This window comes from Sorangium sp. So ce1014, assembly GCF_051521505.1.
Classification (GTDB): Bacteria; Myxococcota_A; Polyangia; order Polyangiales; family Polyangiaceae; genus Sorangium.
Window position 1 is genome coordinate 4,860,424 of sequence record NZ_CP150356.1, and the last position, 24,183, is coordinate 4,884,606.

The 24,183-nt window shown below is 72.6% G+C and carries 17 protein-coding genes; 10 read left to right on the top strand and 7 right to left on the bottom strand.

The genetic code is table 11. The features are described 5' to 3' along the window. Positions 1 to 63 precede the first annotated feature (63 nt). Both ligD and WME75_RS18500 read right to left on the bottom strand, forming a co-directional pair. On the bottom strand, positions 64 to 2,145 hold the full coding sequence (ligD, locus tag WME75_RS18495) for a DNA ligase D (protein WP_437492623.1): 2,082 nt from the start codon (positions 2,143 to 2,145) through the stop codon (positions 64 to 66). Positions 2,146 to 2,460: 315 nt separating this feature from the next. After that, the gene (locus WME75_RS18500; protein ID WP_437492625.1) at positions 2,461 to 3,696 is read right to left on the bottom strand and encodes a hypothetical protein; all 1,236 of its coding nucleotides are present in this window, start codon (positions 3,694 to 3,696) and stop codon (positions 2,461 to 2,463) included. A gap of 494 nt (positions 3,697 to 4,190) precedes the next feature. Here WME75_RS18500 and cysK point away from each other — a divergent pair, with 494 nt between their 5' ends. Next, the gene (cysK, locus tag WME75_RS18505) at positions 4,191 to 5,183 is read left to right on the top strand and encodes a cysteine synthase A (protein WP_437492626.1); all 993 of its coding nucleotides are present in this window, start codon (positions 4,191 to 4,193) and stop codon (positions 5,181 to 5,183) included. Between the two features lie 7 nt (positions 5,184 to 5,190). Further along, complete coding sequence (locus WME75_RS18510; RefSeq protein ID WP_437492628.1) at positions 5,191 to 6,198, top strand: serine O-acetyltransferase; 1,008 nt, start codon at positions 5,191 to 5,193, stop codon at positions 6,196 to 6,198. Positions 6,199 to 6,423: 225 nt separating this feature from the next. Here the strand turns inward: WME75_RS18510 and WME75_RS18515 are convergent, their stop codons facing one another. After that, positions 6,424 to 6,633, bottom strand: coding sequence for a hypothetical protein (locus WME75_RS18515; protein WP_437492630.1), 210 nt, complete (start codon positions 6,631 to 6,633; stop codon positions 6,424 to 6,426). A 166-nt stretch (positions 6,634 to 6,799) separates the two neighbouring features. Between WME75_RS18515 and WME75_RS18520 the strand changes: the two genes are divergently transcribed. Continuing rightward, complete coding sequence (locus WME75_RS18520; RefSeq protein WP_437492632.1) at positions 6,800 to 8,419, top strand: SEL1-like repeat protein; 1,620 nt, start codon at positions 6,800 to 6,802, stop codon at positions 8,417 to 8,419. A 13-nt stretch (positions 8,420 to 8,432) separates the two neighbouring features. Here the strand turns inward: WME75_RS18520 and WME75_RS18525 are convergent, their stop codons facing one another. Beyond that, positions 8,433 to 11,774 (bottom strand): UvrD-helicase domain-containing protein, encoded by a 3,342-nt coding sequence (locus WME75_RS18525; RefSeq protein ID WP_437492634.1) that lies wholly within the window; start codon positions 11,772 to 11,774, stop codon positions 8,433 to 8,435. A gap of 305 nt (positions 11,775 to 12,079) precedes the next feature. Then, positions 12,080 to 13,366 carry a hypothetical protein gene (locus WME75_RS18530; protein WP_437492636.1) on the bottom strand — a complete coding sequence of 429 codons (1,287 nt, stop codon included), beginning with the start codon at positions 13,364 to 13,366 and terminating at the stop codon, positions 12,080 to 12,082. 444 nt (positions 13,367 to 13,810) lie between these two features. On the opposite strand from WME75_RS18530, the gene WME75_RS18535 reads away from it, so the two are divergent. The 3 genes from WME75_RS18535 (at position 13,811) to WME75_RS18545 (ending at position 17,219) form a co-directional block, all read left to right on the top strand. Further along, positions 13,811 to 15,202: a DEAD/DEAH box helicase gene (locus WME75_RS18535; protein ID WP_437492638.1), complete on the top strand. Its 1,392-nt coding sequence runs from the start codon at positions 13,811 to 13,813 to the stop codon at positions 15,200 to 15,202. A 225-nt stretch (positions 15,203 to 15,427) separates the two neighbouring features. Then, on the top strand, positions 15,428 to 16,423 hold the full coding sequence (locus WME75_RS18540; RefSeq protein WP_437492640.1) for a M23 family metallopeptidase: 996 nt from the start codon (positions 15,428 to 15,430) through the stop codon (positions 16,421 to 16,423). Between the two features lie 394 nt (positions 16,424 to 16,817). Next, on the top strand, positions 16,818 to 17,219 hold the full coding sequence (locus WME75_RS18545) for an SPW repeat domain-containing protein (RefSeq protein WP_437492641.1): 402 nt from the start codon (positions 16,818 to 16,820) through the stop codon (positions 17,217 to 17,219). Between the two features lie 136 nt (positions 17,220 to 17,355). Here WME75_RS18545 and WME75_RS18550 read toward each other — a convergent pair whose 3' ends face one another. Then, positions 17,356 to 18,609, bottom strand: coding sequence for a dicarboxylate/amino acid:cation symporter (locus tag WME75_RS18550; protein WP_437492643.1), 1,254 nt, complete (start codon positions 18,607 to 18,609; stop codon positions 17,356 to 17,358). Between the two features lie 193 nt (positions 18,610 to 18,802). Here WME75_RS18550 and WME75_RS18555 point away from each other — a divergent pair, with 193 nt between their 5' ends. Then, a complete protein-coding gene (locus tag WME75_RS18555) occupies positions 18,803 to 20,407 on the top strand; it encodes a protein kinase domain-containing protein (RefSeq protein ID WP_437492645.1) in 1,605 nt (534 codons plus the stop codon). Positions 20,408 to 20,540: 133 nt separating this feature from the next. Beyond that, a complete protein-coding gene (locus WME75_RS18560; protein WP_437492647.1) occupies positions 20,541 to 21,032 on the top strand; it encodes a hotdog fold domain-containing protein in 492 nt (163 codons plus the stop codon). Positions 21,033 to 21,083: 51 nt separating this feature from the next. On the opposite strand, the gene map is transcribed toward WME75_RS18560, so the two are convergent. Then, on the bottom strand, positions 21,084 to 21,833 hold the full coding sequence (gene map, locus WME75_RS18565; protein WP_437492649.1) for a type I methionyl aminopeptidase: 750 nt from the start codon (positions 21,831 to 21,833) through the stop codon (positions 21,084 to 21,086). A 104-nt stretch (positions 21,834 to 21,937) separates the two neighbouring features. Between map and WME75_RS18570 the strand changes: the two genes are divergently transcribed. Next, positions 21,938 to 22,255, top strand: coding sequence for a LysR family transcriptional regulator (locus WME75_RS18570; protein WP_437492651.1), 318 nt, complete (start codon positions 21,938 to 21,940; stop codon positions 22,253 to 22,255). Between the two features lie 29 nt (positions 22,256 to 22,284). Beyond that, positions 22,285 to 24,183 (top strand): inositol monophosphatase family protein, encoded by a 1,899-nt coding sequence (locus WME75_RS18575; RefSeq protein ID WP_437492653.1) that lies wholly within the window; start codon positions 22,285 to 22,287, stop codon positions 24,181 to 24,183.

Consider the following 24,183-nt stretch of genomic DNA (forward strand, 5'->3'; position numbering starts at 1 on the left):
TTGTGTCTTTCTTCTTCGGTGTGCTCACCGGCTCCTGGGTTTGTCGGGGACGTCGGGAGGAGGTCAGATACCGATCTTCTTCATCATGGCGCCGGTGATGGACTGGCGCACGGTCGCGAGCTCTGCCCATGGATCTGCGATGGACGCGAGCCGCTGCGGCACGGTCTCGGTGGTGAACGAGGCAGGATCGAGCGGCGCGTCGAGCTCGTCCCACGAGAGCGGGGTCGCGACGGCTGCGCCGGGGCGCGCCCGGGTCGAGTACGGCGCCACGGCGGTCGCGCCGCGCCCGTTCCGCAGGTAGTCGACGAAGACCTTGCCGGTGCGCTTGGCCTTCGAGAGCGTCGCGATGTACCGCGCCGGCTCGAAGCGCACGAGCGCGTCGGCGACCGCCTTCGTGAACGGCTTCACCTCGGCCCAGCTCCGCTGCGCCTCGATCGGGACCACCACGTGGAGCCCTTTGCCGCCGGTCGTCTTGACGAAGCTCCGCAGCCCCAGCGTCTCCAGGAGGCGCCGCACGGTCCTCGCGGCGTCCGCCACGCGCTCCCACGGGAGGTCCGGCGCCGGATCGAGATCGAAGACCATCATGTCCGGCTGCTCGATCCGGTCCACGCGGCTCCCCCAGATGTGCATCTCGAGCGCCCCCATCTGCACGAGCGATACGAGCCCTTCGGCGCTCTCGACGTAGAGATACGTGCGATTTCCGTCCTCCTCCTCGACGGTCGCCCGCCGGATGGCCTCGGAGAGCCCCTCGGCCTCGTGCCTCTGGAAGAAGCATGGTTTACCCTGGCCCGCGGGGCAGCGGACCAGCGTGAGCAGGCGCTTTGCGACATAGGGCAGCATGTGCTCGGCGATCTGCGCGTAATACCGGGCGAGGGCGAGCTTCGTGATGCCCTGCGCCGGATAGAGCACCTTGTCGGGGTTCGTCAGCCGCGTCCCGGCGACCTCGATCCTCTCCGCGCCACCGCCCCGGCCCGCGCGAGGGGCCTTGCCCGGCGCCGCGCTCGCCGCCCTGCCGCCCGCCGTGCGCGTCCCATGGCCCTTGGCCGCGCTCGCCGCCGTGCTCGACGCGCTGCCGGCCGCCTTGCCGGGCGGCGGCTGCTCGCGCTCGACGATGACCGACTCCGGCGTGCGGTCCTCGCGGAGGCCTTCGAACGACGGGTGCCGGAGCCGCCTGTCGCGTGTCCACGCTGCAAAGTGCACCTCTGCGATGAGCCTGGGCTCGACCCAGTGCACGCCGCGCATGCGCGGCGCCCCTGGAAAGGCCGGCTTGGCGCGCTCGAGCGGCGCGAGACGGCTGCGCAGGGTCGTGAGCGTCTTGCTCGTGAAGCCCGTGCCGACCTTGCCGGCGTAGGTGAGCTTGCCTGATCTGTTCACGCCGACGAGGAGGGCGCCGAGCCCCTGGCGAGCGCCGGTCGGCTCGGTGAATCCGACGATCACGAACTCCTGGCGCTTGCCGCATTTCACCTTGAGCCAGCTGTCCCCGCGCCCGCTCTGGTAGGGGGCCTCCGGGCGCTTCGCGATGACACCCTCGATCCCGAGCTTGCACGCGTGCTGGAATACCGCGGCGCCATCCTCCTCGAGGTGCTCCGTGTAGCGCAGGGTCCCTTCCTCCGGCGCTTCCGCGAGCAGCGCCTTGAGCGCGCGCTTGCGGGTGACCTGCGTGCAGCCGCGGAGATCGCGGCCGTCGAGGTAGAGCAGGTCGAACAGGAAGTACATCAGGCGCCCGTCGCGCCCGTCATTCCCGTCGCCGAGCGCGTTCTGCAACGCCTGGAAATCGGTCACGCCGTCTCGCCCGACGACGACGATCTCACCGTCCAGCACGGCTTCCCGGGCTGGCAGCCGGGTGAGGTCATCGCGCACGCCTGCGAACCGCTCGGTCCAGTCCTGGCCGCCGCGGGTCACGAGCGTCACGCGGCCGCCGCGGAGCTGCGCGAGAAAGCGGTAGCCGTCGAGCTTCACCTCGTAGAGCCACCCTTCGCCGGGTGGCGGCCCCGTGACCAGGGTCGCGAGCTGGGGTTCGACCTCGTCCGGGAAGGGCCCTTTCCGGGCGCCCTCCAGCGCATCCGCGTAGGTGAGCGTCCCGCGCGACGTCGCTGCGGCGCCGTCCGCCTGCCCCTTCGCAGCGGACAGGAGCTGGCTGTCCACGTCCGCCGAGGTCGCGCCGCGTCTACGGCGGGCCGTCAGGGGTACGGGTCGCTCGTCCTGAGTCCGCCGCGCCGCGCTTCGCGCCTGTCTCTGTTCGATCATCGTCGCGCCACCACCTTTTTTGGTGGCAAAGCAACTTCGATACCGGAATGCAGTCTGCGCCCTGGCGCCGAACGTCCCGCTGAGCTCGGCCTGAGCGCCTCAGAATGAGGCGATCTGCCACGCTCGCATCTTTGCTGCCTCGCACCCGGCGCGCGGATTGCAATCCTGCCAGCGGCCGAGCTCGTCGAGGGCTCAATACACGCTCTCCGCCCGTCACCGCGCGGGAGACTCGCTCCAGTGGCGGACGAGATCGGGCACGGCCGTCTCCGCCATGCGGGTCAGGTGTCTCACGTGGTCTGGCTTCTGGGTGCCGGGATAGCCGCGCACGTGGAACGCACCCCGGTGCGCCTCGGAGAGCGGGTCGAACCGGGGTTTCGCCTCGCCTGCCGTCCCGGTCAAGTCGTAGACCGCCTGCGCATCGGCGCCGGCGCCCGGAGAGCGCTGCGCGCCCGTGAGCTTGAGGAGCGCGTCGGTGCTCTCGTGCGTGCCGGCGTAATCGCCGTTCGGGGTGATCTCCGAATGGGTGATCGACATGAGCTTGTTGCCGGAGGCCGCCTGCTCGGCGAAGAGCCCGAACGGCTTGAGACGCTCCATGTCCAGGCTGTGGTCGAGCGGCATGTAGCCGGTATGAATGCCGTCGAGGAGGAGAACGGCGTCCACCTTGTCGGCGAACCCGGGCTGGTTCAGGAGCCCGCGGACCGCGGCGTACCCCGCGCTGAACGCCGAGAGCGCGACGCGCCGGAGCCGGGCGTCGCGCAGCCCGCGCGCCTCGAGCGCGGCCTGCGCCTTCGCGAGGAGCGCCGGCAGGTAGGAGCGGATCGAGAACCGGGTCTCGTACGCCCCCGAGCTGATGCCCATGTTGATGATCATCACGACCGCGTTGAGCCCGGCGCGCTCGTACCCCGCGTGGACAACATCGTTGATCCCGTGGAAATGGACCACCAGGTCGTAAGCCCCATCCGCCGAGGAGAAGGACGCGGGGAGGGTGATGATCCCGTCAGGGATCGGGATCACCCCCGCGCGATCCAGCGTCGCGTCGGCGCGAGCGTCGAGATCGATGGTCGGCGCAACCGCTTCCAGCTTCGCCTGGACCGGCGCAGCCGCTTCCGCCCTCGCCTCGACCCGCGCCGCCGCCCCCGTCGAGCGCAGGACAGCCGCCGCGGCCGCGGCGGGCTGGAGCGCCGCCCCCGCGCGAAGATCGATGCCCGCCGCGCCGAGCTGCATCGAGACGACCGCGCCAAGCACCGCCGCGAAGCCCAGGCCCGCCCCCGCGCTCAGCGCGATCAGGCGCGATGTGGAACGCCGCGTCGGAGCGGCCACGACCGGAGCCGGCGCCCCGATCGGCATCGCCATGCCCGAAAACGACCTGGGTGGACGGCGGAAAATTAGAGTGGGTTCATCATCGTCGAGCAGTTGGACCTCCGCGCGGGGGGGCTCAGCGGGGAACATGGTCAAGCATGATGCGAGGCCTATGCCACGGAGGGCAAGAGCCAAATTGACCAAGATAAGCTCGCATTCACGCCCGTCAAGAAGGTGGACCTGGTCTGACGTGGTCCCATGGAGATGGCTAACCGAGTCCTCAGGAAATCACCTTACTTGCTCAGGCGACCACGCCACTTCGCGTCGTCCACGTCACTTCCACGTCACTTCCACGTCACTTCCACGTCACGATGCCAATTGTCCATGAACGGATTGACGTCCACCGGTCGAGCGGCCCCTTGGACGTCCAACGGGTCCGTTGCGGGTCCAACGGTCCGCCGAGGGATCGCGCTCAGCGCGGCGCGCCGGCCGGGCGAGCGGACGCTGGGGCGCGCCGGGCGCCGGCCGGTGACGCCGCGCCTTGCTCTGGAAATACGGCGCGACGGAGGCGGGGCGCACGTGGACCTTGACAGCGCGGGGCGCCTCTGGGTCTCCTCTTGCTCCCTCTCACCAGCACGGCCCCCATGACCAACTTCCCCCGCGTCTACGAAGACAATACCCAGAGCATCGGCCGCACGCCGCTCGTTCGCGTCCGCCGGGTAACCGACGGCGCCCGCGCCACCGTCCTGGCGAAGATCGAGGGGCGGAACCCGGCCTACTCGGTCAAGTGCCGCATCGGCGCGGCCATGGTCTGGGACGCCGAGCAGCGGGGCGTGCTCGGCCCCGGCAAGGCGATCGTCGAGGCGACCAGCGGCAACACCGGCATCGCGCTCGCCTTCGCCGCCGCCTCGCGCGGGATCGAGTGCGTGCTCAGCATGCCCGAGACGATGAGCATGGAGCGACGCAAGGTGCTCGTGGCCCTCGGGGCCAAGCTCCTCCTGACGCCGGGCCCCCAGGGGATGAACGGCGCCATCGCCAAGGCCGAGGCGCTGGCCGCCTCGGACCCCGGCCGCTACGTCCTGATGCGGCAGTTCGAGAACCCCGCCAACCCCTCCATCCACGAGACCACCACCGGCCCGGAGATCTGGGACGACACCGGTGGCAACGTCGACGTCTTCGTCTCGGGCGTGGGCACCGGCGGCACGCTGACCGGCGTCAGCCGCTACTTCGAGCGCGTCCGGAGCCGCGCGCTCCACACCGTGGCGGTGGAGCCGGTCAGCTCGCCGGTCATCGCGCAGACGCTCGCCGGCCAGCCGCTCACCCCGTCGCCGCACAAGATCCAGGGCATCGGCGCCGGCTTCGTCCCCAAGAACCTCGACCTCTCCTTCGTGGACCAGGTCGAGGCGGTCTCCAGCGAAGAGGCGATCGCCATGTCGCGGCGCCTGGCGCGCGAGGAAGGCATCCTCTGCGGCGTCTCCTGCGGCGCGGCGATGGTCGCGGCGGGCCGCCTGGCGCGGGATCCCAAGTGGGAAGGCAAGACCATCGTGGTCATCCTGCCGGACGCGGGCGAGCGGTACCTCTCGGGGCCCCTCTTCGAAGGCATGTTCACCGATATCGAGACCATGAAGGCCTCGTGAGGGCGACGTGAGCAAGACCTGCGATGCTGCCCCTGCCCCTGCCCCTGCCCAGGCGTCGGGCGACCTGCACGGCATCGTCGATGCGCTGATCGCGAGCTACCGGGAGGACGCGCGCGGGCATCACATCAACAAGCGCTTCACCCCGTCGCGCCAGGAGATCACGGAGGTCATCGATCTCCTGCTCCAGATCTTCTACCCGGGCTACCACGGGCGGCAGGACCTGTCGGACGAGGACCTGCTCTACCACGTGGGCACGCTGGTCTCGACGCTGCGGGACAAGCTCGAGCGGCAGATCGAGCGCTGCCTGTGCTTCCAGGACGAGACCACGGACGCGGGCCGCCTCGACGTCCCGAAGTGCAGGCAGCGGGGGCACAACGTGGCGCGCGTGTTCGTGAGCAGGCTGCCGGACGTCCGGCGGCGCCTCCTGCTCGACGTGCAGGCGGCTTACGACGGCGACCCGGCGGCGGCCTCGATGGACGAGATCATCCTGGCGTATCCGGGCCTGCTCGCCGTGACGGTGCACCGGGTCGCGCACGAGCTGTACCTGCTCGGCGTCCCGCTCATGCCCCGGATCATGAGCGAGTGGGCGCACACGAGGACGGGCGCTGACATCCACCCGGGCGCCAACATCGGTGACAGCTTCTTCATCGATCACGCCACCGGCGTCGTCATCGGCGAGACGACCGACATCGGCGCGCACGTCAAGCTCTACCAGGGCGTCACGCTCGGCGCCCTGTCCTTGCCCCAGCACTCGCGGGGCGCGCGCGGCCAGAAGCGCCACCCCACGGTGGAGGACGACGTCACCATCTACGCGAACGCCACCGTGCTCGGCGGCAAGACGGTGCTGGGGCAGGGGAGCGTGGTGGGCGGCTCGGTGTTCCTGACGAAGAGCGTCGCCGGCGGCCAGCGCGTGGCGATCGAGGCGCCCAGGCTGCGCGTCGCCTCGCCGCCCCAGGGCTCGCCCGCCGTCGGCGACTCCGAGCTGGAGCCCAGCATCCTCGACTTCGACATCTAGAGCGGCGGTGCATGAGCGCCACCGTGGGATTGCCGGTGTTGCTCCTTGAGCAGGGGAGTTACAAGGCTCAGGCTCTCTTGTCGTCCTTGTGGTCTTCCTGGGACCTCGACGTGCTCTTGGAGGCTCCGGGCGAGGGCGACGCGCGCGGAGCATAGCCCGGCGTGGCAGGCGTGACCGGTGGTCGCGAGCGCGGCCGCGCTCGCCATATTGACCGGACCCCACGGCTCATGGTTCTGTCGGCTCGATGAAGCGCGCCTTCGACTTGTGCGTGGTTGGGCTCTCGCTCGCAGCGACGGCCTGTGGACCGGGCCTGGAACCCGAGGTGGTGGTGCACCCTCCCCGGCCCACCGCCTCGCCGGCGAGCAGCGACAGCGCGAGCAGCGGCGGGTGTCCGGCCATCGGCCACACCGAGCCGCTCATCGTCGACTGGCTCACGACCCGCCGCTCGGATCTCGGACTCGCGATGAAAGAAGGCGTCGCCGTCGTCGCCTACGACTGCACGACGCTGAACCTCCTCGCCCACTGCAAGCTCCCAGGGACCTACTCCTACGCCGGCGTGACCCGGAATGAGAAAGTAATACAGTTAACAAATCCTGCGGAGATGCAGGCGAATGTCCCGTTCGGCGCCCCGGCGTTGAGCACCGCGATCGAGGGCAGCGGCACGGCGGCGATCGACGTGGCGCTCGTGCCCTCGGGGAAGATGGCGACCACGGTGATCGCGGCCACGGCGCAGGACCTCTCGGGCAGCTGCGAGGGCGCGACGCACTTCGTGCGGACCGCGCTCCTCGGGGCCTTCGCGATGGCGCCGGGCAGCCGGGGCGCGGCGCGGACGGTCGAGCAGGTCTTCGCGGCGGTCGGGCCTGCGACGGCGTCGAGCCAGGGCGGCACCGCGAGCCGGGAAGGGGAGGTCGAGGCGTGCCGGGGCGCGAAGCCCAACGCGCAGGCGCCCACGGAGCGCTGCCATGCGCCGCTGCGCCTGGAGCTCGTCCCGCTGGCCGCGAAGAAGGCAGCGACGGTCGAGCCGGCGGCGAAGGCGGCGGAGGAGGAGCTCCCGAAGCTGTCGAGCCCATGCCTGACCGGGACGGTGCTGAGCGGGGCGAAGTGCTCCTCGCCGGCGCTCGCGCCCGCGCACCTCTGCGAGCCCGCGGACTCGCGCGCGTGCGCGGCGCAGTGCGGGAAGGGCGATGTCGGCAGCTGCTATCACCTCGGGATTCACTACCTGAGCGGCAAGGACCTCCCGCGCGACGACGCGAGGGCGGCCGACCTGTTCGAGAAGTCCTGCGGCGCCGGCATCGCGCAGGCCTGCTACGCGCGGGCGAAGCAGCAGCTGCGCGACATCCAGAGCGGCAAGGTGTCCCCGGACGGCGCGGGGCGCGCGAAGGTGCGCGAGTTCGCCGACAAGGCGTGCGAGCTGGGTGACGGCTGGGCGTGCTTCAGCGCGGCCGAGTGGTACCTCAGCGAGGGTCCGCAGGCGGTGCTGCCGAAGGACCCGACGCGCGCGGTCGCCTTCCTCCGGCGCGGCTGCGATCTCGGGTACGGGCCGAGCTGCAGCGCGCTGGGCAAGATGCTCGTCGAGGGCAAGCTCGCGGCGAAGGACGTGGCGGTGGCCGTGGGCGTGCTCCAGCGCGCGTGCGAGGGGGGCGAGACCGAGGACTGCGTCGATCTCGGCGACATCCTCCGCAAGGGGCAGGGCGCGCCGAAGGACGGGGTGAAGGCGATCGCGGCGTACCAGCGCGGCTGCAACCTCGGGGACATGCGCGCGTGCAACGCCGCGGGCTCGGTCTACGGAGAGGGCGACGGCGTTCCGAGGGACGTCGCGAAGGCGTATTCATTCTTCGAGAAGGGCTGTCCGGAGAAGGGCTTCGGCGCCGACGCGTGCATGAGCCTCGCCGGGATGTACGAGAGGGGGACCGGCATCCCGAAGGACATGGCGCGCGCCGCGGCGCTCTACGAGAGGGCGTGCGGCTCGGGCGGCTGCCTGCGGGCCGCCGAGATCTGGCAGCGCGGCGACGGGGTGACGGCCGACCCGGCGCGGGCGTTCTCGCTTTACGAGAAGGCGTGCACGCAGTGGGGAGAAAAGAGGGCGTGCGATGCGCTCGGCCCGCTCCTGGAGCGCAAGGACAAGGAGCGCGCGCGGTCGTTCTACGCGGACCAGTGCACGCGGACCCAGGACAAGGCGGCGTGCGCGAGCCTGAAGCGGCTCGGCGGCGGGACCAAGTAGGCGCGGCGCCAGGCTAGAACAGCTTCATCTGGCGGTCGGCGCCCGCGCGCGGCTTTCTCTGCGCCTCCGGCGACGGACCGACGCGCAGGAGCAGCCGCTCCTCGACCTCGCGAACGAACGGCGAGACCTCGGTCTCCATCACCTTGCCGTGCCGCGCGCGCTGCATGGCGCGGGTGAGGAACAGCCGCTCTCGCGCCCGCGTCATGCCGACATAGAAGAGCCGGCGCTCCTCGGCGACGTCCGTCTCCTCCCTGCCAGGGAATCGCAGCGGGAGCAGGCCGTCCTCGCACCCCACCAGGAAGACCACCCGGAACTCGAGCCCCTTGGCCGCATGCAGCGTGAGGAGCGAGATGCGATCGGCCCGCGGATCCCACGTATCGATCTCGGCGCACACAGCGAGCTCGATCAAGAAGCGAGCGAGGTCCTCTCCGCAGCGCTCCGCGAGCGGCAAGAGCAGCTCCAGCGCGGCATCGACGTCGGCCTCGCCGAGGCGCGCTGCGCCCGCCGCTCCCTCCGCGGCCGCCCCCTCGGGCGTTGCGCCGCCCGGGCACGGCTGCGCGACCTCCTCCCGGAGCCCCGCCGCGGCCACCTTGAGGCGCGCCGCGAGCGGCCCCGGCGGAGCGTCGGCGAGCGCCCGCGCGAGCGCCTCGGAGGCCGCGCGCTCGGCGACGCGGCGCTCGGACCGCCGCTGGAACGGCATGCCGGAGCGGGCAAACGCCTCGCGGAGCGCCTCGGACTGCGCCTCGGTCCGGTAGAGGACCGCGAAATCCGAGAAGGAATACTCGCCGCCCGGCGCAGGCGAGGCCACGCGCCCGCTATCCATCGAGAAGAACGTGGACCCACCGAGCATCTGCTCGACGGTGTGGACCACGCGCTCGGCCTCGGCCGCCTCCGTGGGCGACTCGTGAACCGCCACGAGCTCCACGCTCCCAGCGCCCGGCGCGCTCGGCAGGAGCTCCCGCGCACCGAGCGTCGGCGAGGGCGCGATCACCTGGAGCGCCGCCTCGACGATGGGACGCGACGAGCGGTAATTCCGCCTCAGGCGCACAACGTGCGCCGCTGGAAAATCCTGCTGAAAACGGAAAAAGAAGCCCACGTCTGCGCCGCGGAAGCCGTAGATCGCCTGGTCCGGATCCCCGATGGCGCAGACGTTCCCGCCGGGAGGGACCAGCGCGCGCACGAGCCGGTACTGGCGCTCGTCGATGTCCTGGTACTCGTCGATGGAGAGATACCGGGCCCGCGCGCGCGCGGCGGCGAGCGCGTCGCCCTGCTCCTCCAGGAGGACGACCGCGTGGCCGATCAGGTCGTCGAGGTCGAGGAGCCCGCGCGCGGCGAGCTCGTCCTCGTACACCTTCCACGCGCGGTCGACGTGGCGGTCGATCTCGCCGCACGCCTCGCCGCCGGCGGCCGGCGCGCCCTCCTGGGGCCGGTGCGCGTCGGCGTGGCGCGGGGTGCGCCGCTTCAGCGCGGCGATGTCGGCGAGCAGCCGGGCCGCCCGCCGCTCCGGGACGCCGAGCGCCGCGGCGAGCAGCGCCGTCCGCTCGCGCTCGCCGGCGATCCGGGGCGGCGCACCGCCGCCTGGGCCCTGCGCGTTCTCGCGGAGCAGCGAGAGGCCGAGCGCGTGGAAGGTCATGGCGCGCACGCGGCCGCCGGACTCGCCGAGCAGCGCGCCGAGCCGCTCCCGCATCTCGTCGGCAGCCCGGCGGGTGAACGTGATCGCGAGGCACTGCTCCGGCGGCACCCCGAGATCCAGGACGAGGTGCGCGATCCGGTGCGTGAGCGTGCGGGTCTTGCCCGTGCCCGGCCCCGCGAGGAGGAGCACCGCGCCCTCGGTGAGCTCCGCCGCGGCCCGCTGCTCCGGGTCGAGCGCGTCGAGCAGCGGCGCGCCGCCCGGCGCAGGCGCCTCGAGCGGCGCGCCGAGGGAGGCCTCGCTGGCTGGCCCCTGGCGCGGCTCGGCGGGGGCCCGGCCGTGGCGCGGGCCCGGCCGCGGCGCCTCGGACGCGCGCGCCCCGGCGGCAGGGCGCGTCCCTGCCGGAGGTGGCTCCGGCGCGGCGGGCTCGGGCTGGAGCTCGGGCTGGAAGAGGAGCCCGCCCCCGCGGCGCTGCGCGAGCTCCTCGGGCTGGAAGACCCGGATCGCGCCGTACTCGCCGTCGTAGCCCGCGTCGCGGATCACGCGCCCCTCGCGCATCCGTCCGATCGCCTCGGAGAGGAGCGGCGTCCCGGCGCGCTCGATCTCGTCGAGCGGGGCGTCGCCGAGGAGGAACAGCTCGGGGCCGAGCCGCGATAGCACCCGGTCGTAGCTCCGCTGCACCGCCTTGCTGGAGGCGCCCAGGCCGTGCAGCTCGGCCAGCACCTCGGGCAGCGGCACCAGGTTGCGGAACGCGCTCGCGCCCTCGGGTCGCACGCCCTCCTCGCGGTCGGCGAGCTCCTCGACCCGGTGCAGCACGCCCACGGTGACCGGGTGCCCGCACACGGGGCATACGAGGGAGAGCGCGCGCGTCTCCGCCGGCGAGAGCACGACATTGCACTTCCGGTGGCCGTCGAGGTGGTATTTGCCCTCCTCCGGGAAGAACTCCACCGTGCCGCCGAAGCCCTGGCCGGTCTCCAGGGCGCGCCGGATCGCGAAGTAATCGAGCGGCGCGTCGAACGCCGTGGCTTCGCGGCCGAGCTTCGCGGGCGAGTGCGCGTCCGAGCTGGAGACGAGCCGGTAGCGATCGAGCCCGGAGATGCGCCAGTTCATCGCAGGATCGGACGAGAGCCCGGTCTCGAGCGCGAAGATGTGCGGCGCGAGATCGCCATAGCACTCCTCGACCGCGTCGAAGCCGGCCTTGGAGCCCAGCACCGAGAACCAGGGAGTCCAGATGTGCGCCGGCACGAGGTACGAGCCCTCGCCCGACTCCAGCACGATCTCGAGCAGGTGGCGCGAATCGAGCCCCAGGATCGGCCGCCCGTCGGCCGTCAGGTTGCCGATCTTCGAGAGCGCGCGGACGATCCGGTCCGCCGCCTCGAAGTCGGGCGCATAGAGGAGATGATGGATTTTGCGCGTCCGATCTCCCTTCTTGTAGATCGTCGAGATCTCCACCGAGAGGAGGAAGCGGGTCGGCCCGCGGCACGCGCCGGGGAGCCGCTCCGAGACCGCGCGCTCGAGGTCGTCCCGCAGGCGAAACAGCCCGGGCTCCGCGGGCACGAGGCGCTCGCGGAGCTCGGCCATCCACACCGGATGCGTGAAATCCCCCGTGCCGATCACCGTGATGCCCTTGCGCTGAGCCCAGTAGCTCAGATGCGCAAGATCGCAGTCGCTGCTCGTCGCGCGGGAATACTTCGAGTGCACATGAAGGTCTGCATAGAAACGCATAGGGTCCGCCGTGAGGCGTCGTTACCTATCGAACTCCCTGGCGCTGTCAATCGCGGATACCGCTGCTTTTGTCGAAGTTCGTCCGGAAAATGAGGCGCGTTGAACGTAAAGAGTCACGCTTCGTAAAGAGGCTTGTCGTGTGGCAAAAGTCGAGCGCTCGACGCAATGAGCCTCGGGGAGCTCGCCTGGAAGGAGCTCGGCACAGGCAGGTTGGCCGCCGCGGGGCTGGGCCCCGCGAGCTCCGGCCGGCCGTGCTCGTCAGCGCGAGGCCCGGTCCGGAGGGGACCGCCGCGCGCCGCGAGGGGTCACGGCGTCGCGGCGGGGGGCGCGGGGGCCTTGCGGGTCAGGTAGAAGAAGTCGCGCAGGGAGCGCTTGCGGATGTACTCGTCTTCCGAGAACTCGAAGCCGCTCGCCAGCGCGACCGGCGCGAGGGCCCCGCCCTCGCCGGGCTCGTAGCTCAGGAACTTCGGGTACGACCAGTTCACGTCGAGCTGCGCCACGGCCGAGGCGCCGGCATGGCGCAGCCCGAGCCCGATGGCGGCCGCCGTCGTGTGGTTGCTGATGGCGACGAAGAGGACCTTGCCGTCGCGGTCGAGCCCCACCGCGGAGCGGCGGATCACCGTGTTGCCGTCCAGCGTGGCGCCCCAGTTGCGGACCTCGGGCGCGCGGAGCAGCGGGTGGAGCTCGCCCTCGTCGACCATGCAGCTCGGCGTCTGGCGCCACCACCGCATGCCGCCCTCGTCGGCGGCCATCCGGGGCCACGGCGCGATCTGCATCCGCCCGTCGCGGTGGAGCGCGAGGGTGCAGCCCTTGTCCCGGGGGCGCACCAGGGTCACGTCATCGACCCGCATCCCCCACTGGCCGTGCTCGGTCATGAAGCCGCCGTTGAACGCCGCGAGCAGCCGCTCGTGGTGCGCTTCCGGGATCTTCGCGAGCCGCTCGTAGGTCTTGCCCTCCTCGGTCGTCGCCGCCGGCTCCCGCGAGCCGGCCATGAGGTGGACGTCGACCCCCGCGAGATCGACCGCCACGACGAACAGCTCCGCCCAGGAGCGGTGCGGATCCGGGTGGATCAGCGTCTTGTAGAGGCGCGGCGGATCGCCCGGGCGAGCGCGATCCTCGATGGGCACCCACCGTCCATCCCCGGGAGCCGGCCAGGCCGCGTGCGACGGGCCGACGTCCTTCGGCCGGAACACCGCCGCCACGACCGTCGGAGCGACCGCCGAGGCGACGGCGGCGTGCGCCGAGGCGGCGGGGGCGGCAGGCGCCTGCTCGGGCACCTCCCAGTACGTCTTCGGCGGCTCGTTGCTGCGAAGGAGCCGGTGGACGCGATCCTCGGCGCTGTAGGCCGTCTCCTCGAGCGCGGTCACGTTCTCGGCCCCGATCACGGAGCGCAGGCCGTTCGCGACGAGCGGGCCCATCCACGGGATGCGGTGCACCGCGATCCACATCCCGACGCCGGCGAGCGCCGAGACGGCGACGGTGCCGAGGACCCAGCGCCGCAGCCGCGAGCGGCGTTGCGGAACGCCGGGGTGCCGCGGAGCGGAGTGCCCGGCCTGGGCCGGCGATTTCGAGGCTTCGGCGGTTTCGGCCATGGAGTGCTGCTGGCGTGCTGCGGTGCTGCGAAAGGGAGGAAAGATGCGAGGCGACGCGGGCGCACGCGAGCTGCCGTCCCCCGGCTCGGGCGACGGTGTAGCACGATGCGCCGAGCGCACGGAACCCGCTCCGCGCACAGCGCGGCGCCGATCCGCGCGCGCGGGGCCGGTCGTCACGTCGGCCGCGCCGGCCGCGTCGCACGCCGCAAAGACCCGCTGCTGGGCTCGCGGTCGCCCTCGACTTCCTCACCACACCGTACTAGAGTCGCGGCCTCGGACTGACCTGGCACGGGTCGCGGTGCTCGGTCGCTGTCATGTGGGCCTCGCAGCCTCCTTTCATGGGGGCGCAAGGCGGCAGCTCTCCGTGATCGAACCCTCTGCAAAGGAGGGCGCGGTGCCGCGGCGCTCTCAGCCCTTGCTCAGGAGGGGCTCTCCACGAGCCCGATGTCCATGCAATTTCTCGATCTCAAGCTCATCGAACCGCTGCTCCGCGCCGTCGAGGCCGAGGGGTACAGCACCCCGACCCCCATCCAGCAGCAGGCCATCCCGCCCATCCTCGAGGGCAACGACGTCCTCGGGTGCGCGCAGACCGGGACGGGCAAGACCGCCGCGTTCGCCCTGCCGATCTTGCAGCGCCTCGCGCAGGCCGGCACGCCGACCCAGCGCGGGCTCCGCGTGCTCGTGCTCACCCCGACGCGGGAGCTCGCCGCGCAGATCGCCGAGAGCTTCACCACGTACGGCAAGCACCTCGGCCTGCGGACCGCGGTCATCTTCGGCGGGGTGGGGCAGCGCCCCCAGATGGAGGCGCTGCGCCGCGGCGTCGACGTCGTCGTGGCGACGCCGGGCCGGCTGCTCGACCTCTGCTCGCAGGGCGTCGCCCCGTTCGGGCGGCTCGAGATGCTCGTGCTCGACGAGGCCGATCGGATGCTCGACATGGGGTTCATCCACGACATCCGGCGCGTGCTCGCGATGCTGCCCGCGCGCCGGCAGACGCTGCTGTTCTCGGCGACGATGCCGCCGGACATCCAGAAGCTCGCCGACAGCATCCTGAACCGCCCGGTGCGGGTCGAGGTCGCGCGGATCGCCACGACGGCCGAGAACATCGACCAGCGGGTGGTCTTCGTCGAGCGGTCCGACAAGCGGGCGATGCTGGAGCACCTGCTCAAGGATCCCGAGCTCCGCCGGGCGATCGTGTTCACCCGCACCAAGCACGGCGCCAACCGCGTGGTCCAGCAGCTCAGCCGCGCGCGCATCGAGGCCGTCGCCATCCACGGGAACAAGTCGCAGGGGGCCCGCGAGCGGGCGCTCGCGAGCTTCAAGCAGGGGACGACGAGCGTGCTCGTCGCGACCGACATCGCGGCGCGTGGCATCGACATCGACGACATCTCGCACGTGATCAACTACGACCTCCCGAACATCCCCGAGAGCTACGTGCACCGCATCGGCCGCACGGCGCGCGCCGGGGCGTCGGGGGTGGCGCTCTCGTTCTGCGACAGCGAGGAGCGCCCGTTCCTCGCCGACATCGAGCGCCTCATCCAGAAGCGCCTCCCGCTCCTCTCCATCCCCGGACTCCCCGGCCTCCAGCCCGATCCCAGGCCCGCGTCGCTGCCGCAGGGGCAGGGCCGGCCTCAGGCGCAGGGCCGGCCGCAGGGGCAGGGTCGGCCGCAGGGGCAGGGCCGGCCGCAGGGTCGGCCTCAGGGGCAGGGCCGGCCGCAGCCGCAGGGGCACGCCCGCCCCCAGGCGCAGGGCCGGCCGCAGGGGCAGCCGCAGGGGCAGCCGCGCCCCCAGGCGCGACCGCAGCCGCGCCACGATACAACCCCTCGCGTGGACAACTGATCCCCGCCGCCCCCCACCGATCCGCCGCGTCACGCTCGCCCTGAGCGGCCTCGCGAGGCCGCCGCAGGCCCCGCTCCTCACGCTCGCCGACGCGAGCGAGGGCGCCGGGCGGCGGCCCTCCGGTTGTTCGCACCGGCGCATGCCGGCATGGCCAACCTCCACATTTTTTCGTCGAGGTACGCAAACTCTGGCACGATCGCGCCCATGCGCGTTCCCGCTCTTGTCGTGAGCTTGCTCACTATCGCCGCCTGTGATCGCGGCGCTCCATCGAGCTCGCCCGCCGCGGGGGCCCAGGCTTCCGCCGATCCGGCAGCGGACGCCGCCGCCGCCCCGCTCGCCTCGGCCAGCGCGCCGGCCCCGACGGCCGATGCCGGGGCCGCGCCCGCCGCGGTCGACGGCGGTACGGGAGCGGCCCCGGCGGAGAGCGCGGGTGCGGCCGACGCCGGGCCAGCCGCGGCCGACGAAAGCCGGCTCGCGGTCGAGGGGCGCGCCGTCCAGGGAGGGCTCCTGCGCGCCAAGCTGAACGGCAAGCTGCGCCGGATGGCGTTCCCCGGCCATCGCGTGACCGTCAGTGACGAGGGGGAGTTCCTGATCGCCTTCTCGCGCAACGCGCCGGCGCAGGAGAAGCTGACCATCACGTTCGACGACGGGCAGGTGCTCGAGAAGGTCTTCGACGTGGAACAGCGCACGTTCGAGGTCGACAAGGTCGACAACCTGCCGGAGAACACGGTCAAGCTCGACATGGCGACCCGCGTGAAGCTCACGCAGGCCGAGAAGAAGCTCGACGCCGTCCGGAGCAAGTACACGAAGAAGAACTGCTACAAGAGCGGCTTCATCTGGCCGTCGAAGGGGCCGATCACCTCGCGGTACGGCCAGCCGCGCCTGCTCAACGGCACCGACGGCGGGATCCACTGGGGCGTGGACATCGCGGCTCCCGTCGGAACGCCGGTGCGCGCGCCCGCCTGCGGCAAGGTCGTGCTCGTCGAGAAGAACCTTCCGCTGAGCGGTCACACCCTGATCATCGATCACGGCCACGGACTGACCTCCACGTTCATCCATCTTCACGGCTTCGCCGCGAAGGTGAACGACGAGGTCAAGCAGGGGCAGGTCGTCGCGACCGTCGGCATGACCGGCCGCACGAACGGAGCGCACCTCGACTGGCGCATGAACCTCTTCGAGACGCGCGTCGATCCCGAGCTCCTGCCCCCGACGGCGAAGTGACGGCCGGCGTCCCGGCCTGCCGGTGACGCGCGCCGATCCTCCGCGGAGGCGCCACGCCTTCTCCGCCGAGGACACGAAGCGCCCAGAGACACCGTGTCATGTGGCGGGTGGGCGCATGTCGGGGCAATGTGCCACACGAAGAGATCTCGTGGTGACGAGCCATGAGGCGGCAGCGACGTCCGGGTGTCCCGGAGCGGGCTGTGCCCAGCGCCGCCGCAGCGCACGAGCACAGGCCGGCTGACAATTTCTCTCTGCGCGATGGAATGATGAAATGGCCGCTGAGCTCGCTGCGGAGGACTTCCCTCTGCGCCGGGCCGCTCTGCGGCATGCGCCTTGCAACTCCACAGGCCGACGAAGGCACTCAAAACAACGTGTGGTTTGCAAGGAGTCGGTCATGAAGATCCTGTCGCCTCGAGTTCATGGGTATATCGATTACGCTGTTGCGGCTCTGTTCCTGCTGGCCCCTTCGCTGTTCGGCTTCGGCGGGCTCCCCGAGACGCTCTGCTACATCCTGGGTGCCGTGCACGTCGGCATGACGCTGCTCACCGCGTATCCGCTGGGCGCCGCCAAGATCATCCCGTTCCCGGTCCACGGAGCGCTCGAGGCCGCGGTCGCCGTGTTCCTCGTCGCGGCGCCCTGGCTGTTCAACTTCGATGCGGTGTCCGCGGCGAGGAACTTCTATCTCGTGTCCGGTGTGGCCGTCGGCCTGGTCTGGCTCGTCACCGACTACCGTTCGGCCTACGCCACGACAACGGCCAGCGGTCGTTATCGGTCGGAACACGGGTCGTTCTCCTGAGGATCGCGTGAGCGTTCCTCGCGAATCGGCGCGCCGGCCGGGGCAGCGCCTCGGCCGCGCGCCTTTTTGTTTCCCGAAGCTCGGACGTGACGGGGTGGTGGCTCGAGCGTTGCGCGCGGGCGCCGGCCCTGCCCGATCACGCACGGGCCTCTTCCTGCGGCTTCGGGTGCTGATCCCGCGACACGTACACCGCCGCTGCCAGGTCGCCCACGACGTTGATCACGGTCCGGCACATGTCGAGGAAACGATCCACCCCGAGGACCAGGCCGAGCCCCTCGGGCGGTATGCCGAGCATCCCCAGGATCATCGCGATCACGGGGAGCGAGCCGGCAGGGATGCCCGCGGTGCCAATCCCCCCGAGCACCGAGATGAGCATCACGATCGCCTGCTGCCCCAAGGTCAGCGAGACGCCGTAGACCTGCGCAAGGAACAGCACGGTCACCCCCTCGAAGAGCGCCGTCCCGTTCTGGTTCATCGCGGCCCCGGCGGTCAGCACGAAGCGCGCCACGGACGACGGCAGCTTCAGCTCCTCCTCGGCCACCTTCAGCGAGGTCGGCAGCGTCGCGTTCGACGAGGCCGTCGAGAACGCCGTCACGATCGCCGTCCGGCTCCCGCGGAAGAAGGCGACCGGCGACATCCCGCCGAGGAAGCGCACCGAGAGCGAGTACACGACGAACATGTGCAGCCCGAGGCCGAGCAGCACCGTGAGCACGTACGCCGCCAGCTGCTGCATGATGCCGATGCCCATGCGCGACGTGATCGTGAAGAGCAGCGCGCCCACGCCGATCGCCGCGAACCGGAGCACCCCCTCGATGAGCCGCATCGAGACGTCGAACAGCCCCTGGATGCACTCCCGGAGCCGCGTCGCCCCCTCGGTCGGGGTGAGCGACAGGGCGAGGCCGAAGAGCAGCGAGAACGTGATCACGGCGAGCACGTCGCCCGCGGCCGCCGCCTTGACGACGTTGTCGGGTACCATCGCGATGATCATCCCCACCGGCGAGGTGTCGACCGGGGCGGTCGCCGCCTTGACCCCGCTGTGCGCGAGGCCCCGGACCGCCTCGGGCAGGCCGTCGCCCGGGCGGATCAGGTTCACCAGGACCAGGCCGATCAGCACCGCGATGGTCGACACGACGGCCGTGTAGCCCAGCGTCCGCAGGCCGAGCCGGCCGACGTGCTTCAGATCGAGCTCGCAGATGCCCATGACGAGCGCCGAGAACAGGATCGGGAGCACGAGCATGAACAGCAGGCGCAGGAAGATCTGGCCCACCGGATAGGTGATGTGATCGACGATCCAGGTGAGCGCCGGGGAGCCCGCCGCGACCGCGTTCGCCGTCAGTCCGCCCGCTGCGCCGACCGCGACCCCGAGCAGCATCGTTCGATGCGATGACATGGCGCCACCTTACACAAGCCGCGGCGCCGTGAGCCGCGGAGTTCACGCCCCGCCGCTCGCGCCCTCCTCGGCCGCCGCGCGCCCGCTTCGGCCGGCTCACCCCCTCTTCCGTCGGCGGCGCGCGCCCCCGGGCCGACCGCGGCCCTGGCTGCCTGTCCAGGCCCTCGCGGATCCATTACGCTCGGCGCCGGCCATGCTGAAGCCGGGCGATTCGTTCGAGCGCTACACGATCGAGGCAGCCATCGGGCAGGGGGGGATGGGCTGCGTCTACCGGGCCCACGACGCGCGGCTCGGCCGGCGCGTCGCCATCAAGGTCATCGCGGACGGCGCCGTGGACCCCGACGCCGCCGCGCGCCTTCTCCGCGAGGCGCGCGCGGCCGCCGCGCTCGATCACCCGAACGCGGTCTCGATCTTCGACGTCGGCGAGCTCGATGGGACGCCGTTCATCGTGATGGAGCTCGTCGCCGGTCGCACCCTGCGCAGCGCGATCGACGGCCCCGAGGTGCCGGGCTCGCTCCGGGTCGCCTGGCTGGCCGATGTCGGCCGCGCGCTCGCCGCGGCGCACCGGCGCGGGCTCGTCCACCGGGACATCAAGCCGGAGAACGTGATGGTCCGCGACGACGGCGTGATCAAGGTGCTCGACTTCGGCATCGCCCGCCGCGCCGCCGGCGAGGCCGATCCGAGCGCCTCGACCGAGGCGCCCGCGCTGCCGACGCTGACCGCCCTGGGCGTCAAGCTCGGGACGCCGGTGTACATGGCCCCGGAGCAGATCCGCGGCGGGGAGCTCGACGGGCGCGCGGACCAGTTCGCGTGGGGCGTGCTCGCGTTCGAGCTCCTCACGGGCAGGCTGCCCTGGCGCGGCGCCGGCGACATGCTCGCGGTGGTCGCCTCGATCCTCACGGACGAGGCCGACCGCACCCTGCTCGAAGCCGCCTCGGTGCCGCCCGCGGTGAGCGCGGTCGTGCTGCGCGCCCTCTCGAAGCGCCCCGAGGAGAGGTTCGCGTCGATGGACGATCTCGTGCGCGCGATCGAGGCGGCCGGCAGGGGCGAGGCGCCCGCCGCCGTCGCGCCCGCCGCAGCGGCGCGCGCCTCGAGGGCGAGCGAGGCGCCTCGGGGAGGGGAGACCGCCGCGCAGCGGTTCTCGACCGAGCAGGTGCGCGACGTCCTCGCGCGGGCGATCGAGCGCCAGGCCTCGGCGGACGGGGGCGCGCCGCGGGGCGACGCGCGCCTCGGCTTCGACGACCTGCTCGCCGCGGCGGAAGAGGTGGGCGTGGACCCGGAGGCGGTGCGCGAGGCGAGCCGGGCGTTGCGCGCGCGCGACGCCGAGCAGAACACCGGGCTCGCCACCGCCGCCGAGCGCGCCGCGTGGCTCCGGCGCCAGCGCCGCGACTTCTACCGGCACCTCGGCGTTTACTTCATCGTCAACTCGGTGCTGCTCGTGATCGGCGCCGTGCTCGGCGTCGCCTTCTGGGTGTCGCTGGTCCCGCTGCTCTGGGCCATCGGCCTCGGCATCCACGCCCTCGTCGCGTTCACCGCGAACGAGGACGACTGGGAGCAGGAGGTCGAGGGCATGCGGTGGTGGCACGAGCACCATCGCCGCAGGCATGAGCTCGCCATGGCGAAGGTGGCCGGGCAGGGCCTGCCGCCCGCTGCGGCCGTGCCCCAGCGCATCGAGGCGGCGCGCGCGGACCGGTGGGGCAGGCTGCGCGTCGAGACGGACACGGCGCGCGTCGAGGGGGAGCAGGCCGAGGAAGAGGCCGCCGCCGCGGTGAGCAAGTCGCAGCGGCGGCGGCGCTGAAGGACGCAGCGGCGGCAGCGCTGTCCCGAGCTCCGCGTCCAGCAGCTCCGCGCGCAGCCCACCCCGAGCGCGGCGCCGGGCCCGCATGCGCTAAGCTCGCCGCCCTCGTCGCTCGCCGCCTCCGGAGGCCGTCATGTCCAAGCTGAACCTCATCGCCCGCTCGCTCGCCCCGCTCCAGGTCCTCCCGCCCTTCCTGCGCTCCCGCGCGCAGACGGTGCTGTTCCAGCGCATGGTGCCGTTCACGGGGACCGCCGGCATCCAGTTCGACGAGGTGGGCTCGGACCGGGTGGCGCTGCGGCTCGCCAACGGGCGCAGGGTGCGGAACCACATCGGCGGCGTGCACGCCGCCGCGGCGGGGCTCCTGGCCGAGACGGCGACCGGCTTCGTCGTCGCCGTCAACCTGCCCGACGACAAGCTGCCGCTCCTGCGCAGCATGAAGGTCGACTACAAGCGCCGCGCCCAGGGCGGGCTGCGCGCTGTCGCGACCCTCACGCCCGAGCAGCGCCGGTCGTTCGAGGACCAGCCGAAGGGGGACGTGACCGTCGCGGTCACGGTGACGGACGAGAGCGGCGCGACGCCGATGGAGTGCGAGTTCGTGTGGGCGTGGGTGACCAAGGGGAGGTGACCCCGCGGCCGCCGCGGCGCCGCGGGCGCCCTGACCGCGGCCCCCGCGCCCTCAGCGCGTCAGGATCTCGCAGCCGTCCCGCGTGACGAGCACGGTGTGCTCGAACTGCGCCGAGAGGCTGCCGTCCTCCGTGACGATGGTCCACCCGTCGTCGAGCGTGCGGATGCGTTGCGAGCCCAGGTTCACCATCGGCTCGATCGTGATCGCCATCCCGGCGCGGAGCCGCATGCCCGCGCCGCGCACGCCCGTGTGGGCGACGTGCGGCGGCAGGTGCATCCTCCGCCCGATGCCGTGCCCGCCTACCTCGCGGACCACGCTGCACCCCTCGGCCCGCGCGAGCTCCTCGATCGCGGCGCCTATATCGCCGAGCCGCGCCCCGTCGCGCACGACCGCGACCCCTGCGTCCCGGCAGCGCCGGGCGACGTCCACCACGTGCCGCGCCTCGGCGCTCGGCTCTCCGATGAAGAACATCGCCGACGTGTCGCCGTGGTAGCCGTCGAGCTCCGTCGTCACGTCGACGTTGAGGATGTCGCCCGGCGCGAGCACCTCGTCGCGCCGCGGGATCCCGTGACAGACGACGTGGTTCCGGCTGGTGCACACCGCCGCCGGGAAGCCCTTGTATCCCAGCTGACTCGGGCGGCCGCCCCGCTGCGCCGTGTCCTCGCGCACCCACCGGTCGATGTCCGCGGTCGTCACGAAGGGCTGGAGCCGCGCCCCGACGGCGGCGAGGGTCGCCGCGGCCGCGCGCCCCGCGCGCCGCATCGCCTCGCACGCGCGAGGCCCAAGGATGTCCACGTTCATGCGAGGCGTATGCGCGCGCCGCGCGCGACCCTCCAATACTGTTTTGATCTCGGGCGCCCGCGCGCGGCTCCTCGCCCGGGCGGCGTTCGAGTAGAATCGGCCGCGTGAGCCTGTCGCAGATCCGCTACTTCATCGCCGTCGCCGAGGAAGGCCACGTCGGCCGCGCCGCGCGCCGGCTCCACATCGCGCAGCCGCCCCTCAGCCGGCAGATCCGCGGCCTGGAGGACGAGCTCGGCGCGCAGCTGTTCGAGCGCACCGCGCGCGGCATGCGCCTCTTGCCGGCCGGCGCGGCGTTCCTCGACCACGCCCGCACCATCGTCGCGCAGGTCGACGCGGCCGTCGCCGACCTGCGCAGCTACGGCGCCGCGCCTCCTGGCGGGGACCTCGACCCTGGCGGCTGCCGGCGCGCCGACCTGGCCTAGGCTGCCTCGCGTGGAGCCACGGGATCGGCATGGGCTACGACGCTGAGCTCGCGCTAGCCGTCGAGGCGGCGCGCCGCGCGGGCTCGCTCCTCCGCGCGGAGTTCCACCGCCCCGGGGGCCCCCGCGGCGCCGGGACGCACGCCGACGCCGACGTGGAGGTCGAGCTCCTGCTGCGCGCCGCGCTCACCCGCGCCACCCCCTACGCGTTCCTCGGCGAGGAGACCGGCGCCCTGGACGGCGCGGACCCGTCGCACCGCTGGATCGTGGATCCGAACGACGGCACCGCGTCGTTCCTGCACGGCTACCGCGGCGCCTCGGTCTCCATCGGCCTCCTGCGCGAGGGCGCGCCGGTGCTCGGCGTCGTCTACGCGTACGCCTACCCCGACGACGACGGCGATCTCATCGCCTGGGCGGAGGGCACCGGGCCGATCCGGCGCAACGGCGCCCCCGTCTCGGCCTCGCTCGCCGGCGGCGCGCTCGATCGCTACGCCGTCGTGCTGCTCTCGCAGTCGGCCGACTTCCTCCCGGCCCGCAACGCCCGGTGCGTCGCCCCGGCGCGGTTCCTCTCGCTCCCGAGCCTCGCCTACCGGCTCGCGCTGGCGGCGGTCGGCGAGGGCGTCGCCGCGGTCTCGCTCAGCCGGCCGCAGAGCTGGGATTACGCCGCCGGGCACGCCCTCGTGCGCGCCGCGGGCGGCGAGCTCGTCGACGATGACGGCGCGCCCATCGCGTACACCGCGCAGGGCGAGGGCGACATCTGCCGCCTGTTCGGCGGCGCCCCCGCGGTCGTCCGGGAGCTCGCGCGGCGCCCGTGGAGCGCCGTCATCCACGGCCGCATCCCGGCGCCGCAGGGGACGTACGGGCTCCTGCGCCCGTCCCGCAGCCTGCTCATCGAGGGCGCCGGCGCGCTCTCCCGGGCCCAGGGCTGCCTGCTCGGCCAGCTCGCGGGCGACGCGCTCGGTGCGCTCGTCGAGTTCCGGACCGCGGAGCAGATCGAGGGGCTCTATCCGGGCGGGGTCCAGGATCTCGCCGACGGCGGGACGTGGAACACCCTCGCCGGGCAGCCGACCGACGACTCCGAGATGGCGCTCATGCTGGCGCGGTCGATCGTCCGCAAGCGCGGCTTCGTCGCCGAGGCCGCGCTCGACGCCTACGTGCACTGGTACGGCTCCCGCCCGTTCGACATCGGCAACACCACCGCGGCCGCCCTCTCCGCCGCCGCGGCCGCGCCCTCGCCCGGCGCGCGCCGCGACCGCGCGAGGGCGGCCGCGAGCCTGACCAGCGAGGCGAACGGCTCGGTGATGCGCGCCGCGCCGCTCGGCATCCTCGGCGCGGGCCGCCCGCAGGAGGCCGCGGCCTGGGCGCGCGACGACAGCGCGCTCACGCACCCCCACCCGGTCTGCTGCGCCGCCTCCGCCGCGTTCGTCGCCGCCATCGCCGCCGCCGTGGGGGGCGCCGGCGTCGAGGGCGCCTTCGCGACCGGCCGCGCCGAGGCGGAGCGGAGCGGCGAGCGCGCGGTCCTCGCCGCGCTGGAAGCTGCGCGCCGTGCGCCGCCCCGGAGCTTCTCGCACCAGGCCGGCTGGGTCCTCATCGCCCTGCAGAACGCCTTCTACCAGCTCCTCCACGCGCCCTCGCTCGAGCAGGGGCTCGTCGAGACGGTGATGGCCGGCGGGGACACGGACACGAACGCCGCGATCGCCGGCGCGCTGCTCGGGGCGGCGCACGGCCGGGACGCGGTCCCGGATCGCTTTCGCCGCCTCGTGCTCTCCTGCCGGCCGCTCCCCGAGGCAGGGGCGAAGCACCGGCGCCCGCCCGAGCTCTGGCCGGTCGATGCGATGCTCCTGGCCGAGGCGCTCCTCGCCGCGGGGCAGCGAGCTCAGCCCGAGGAGTGCGACCCACCGGAGAGCTTCCGGACCGGGGATATCAGCTAA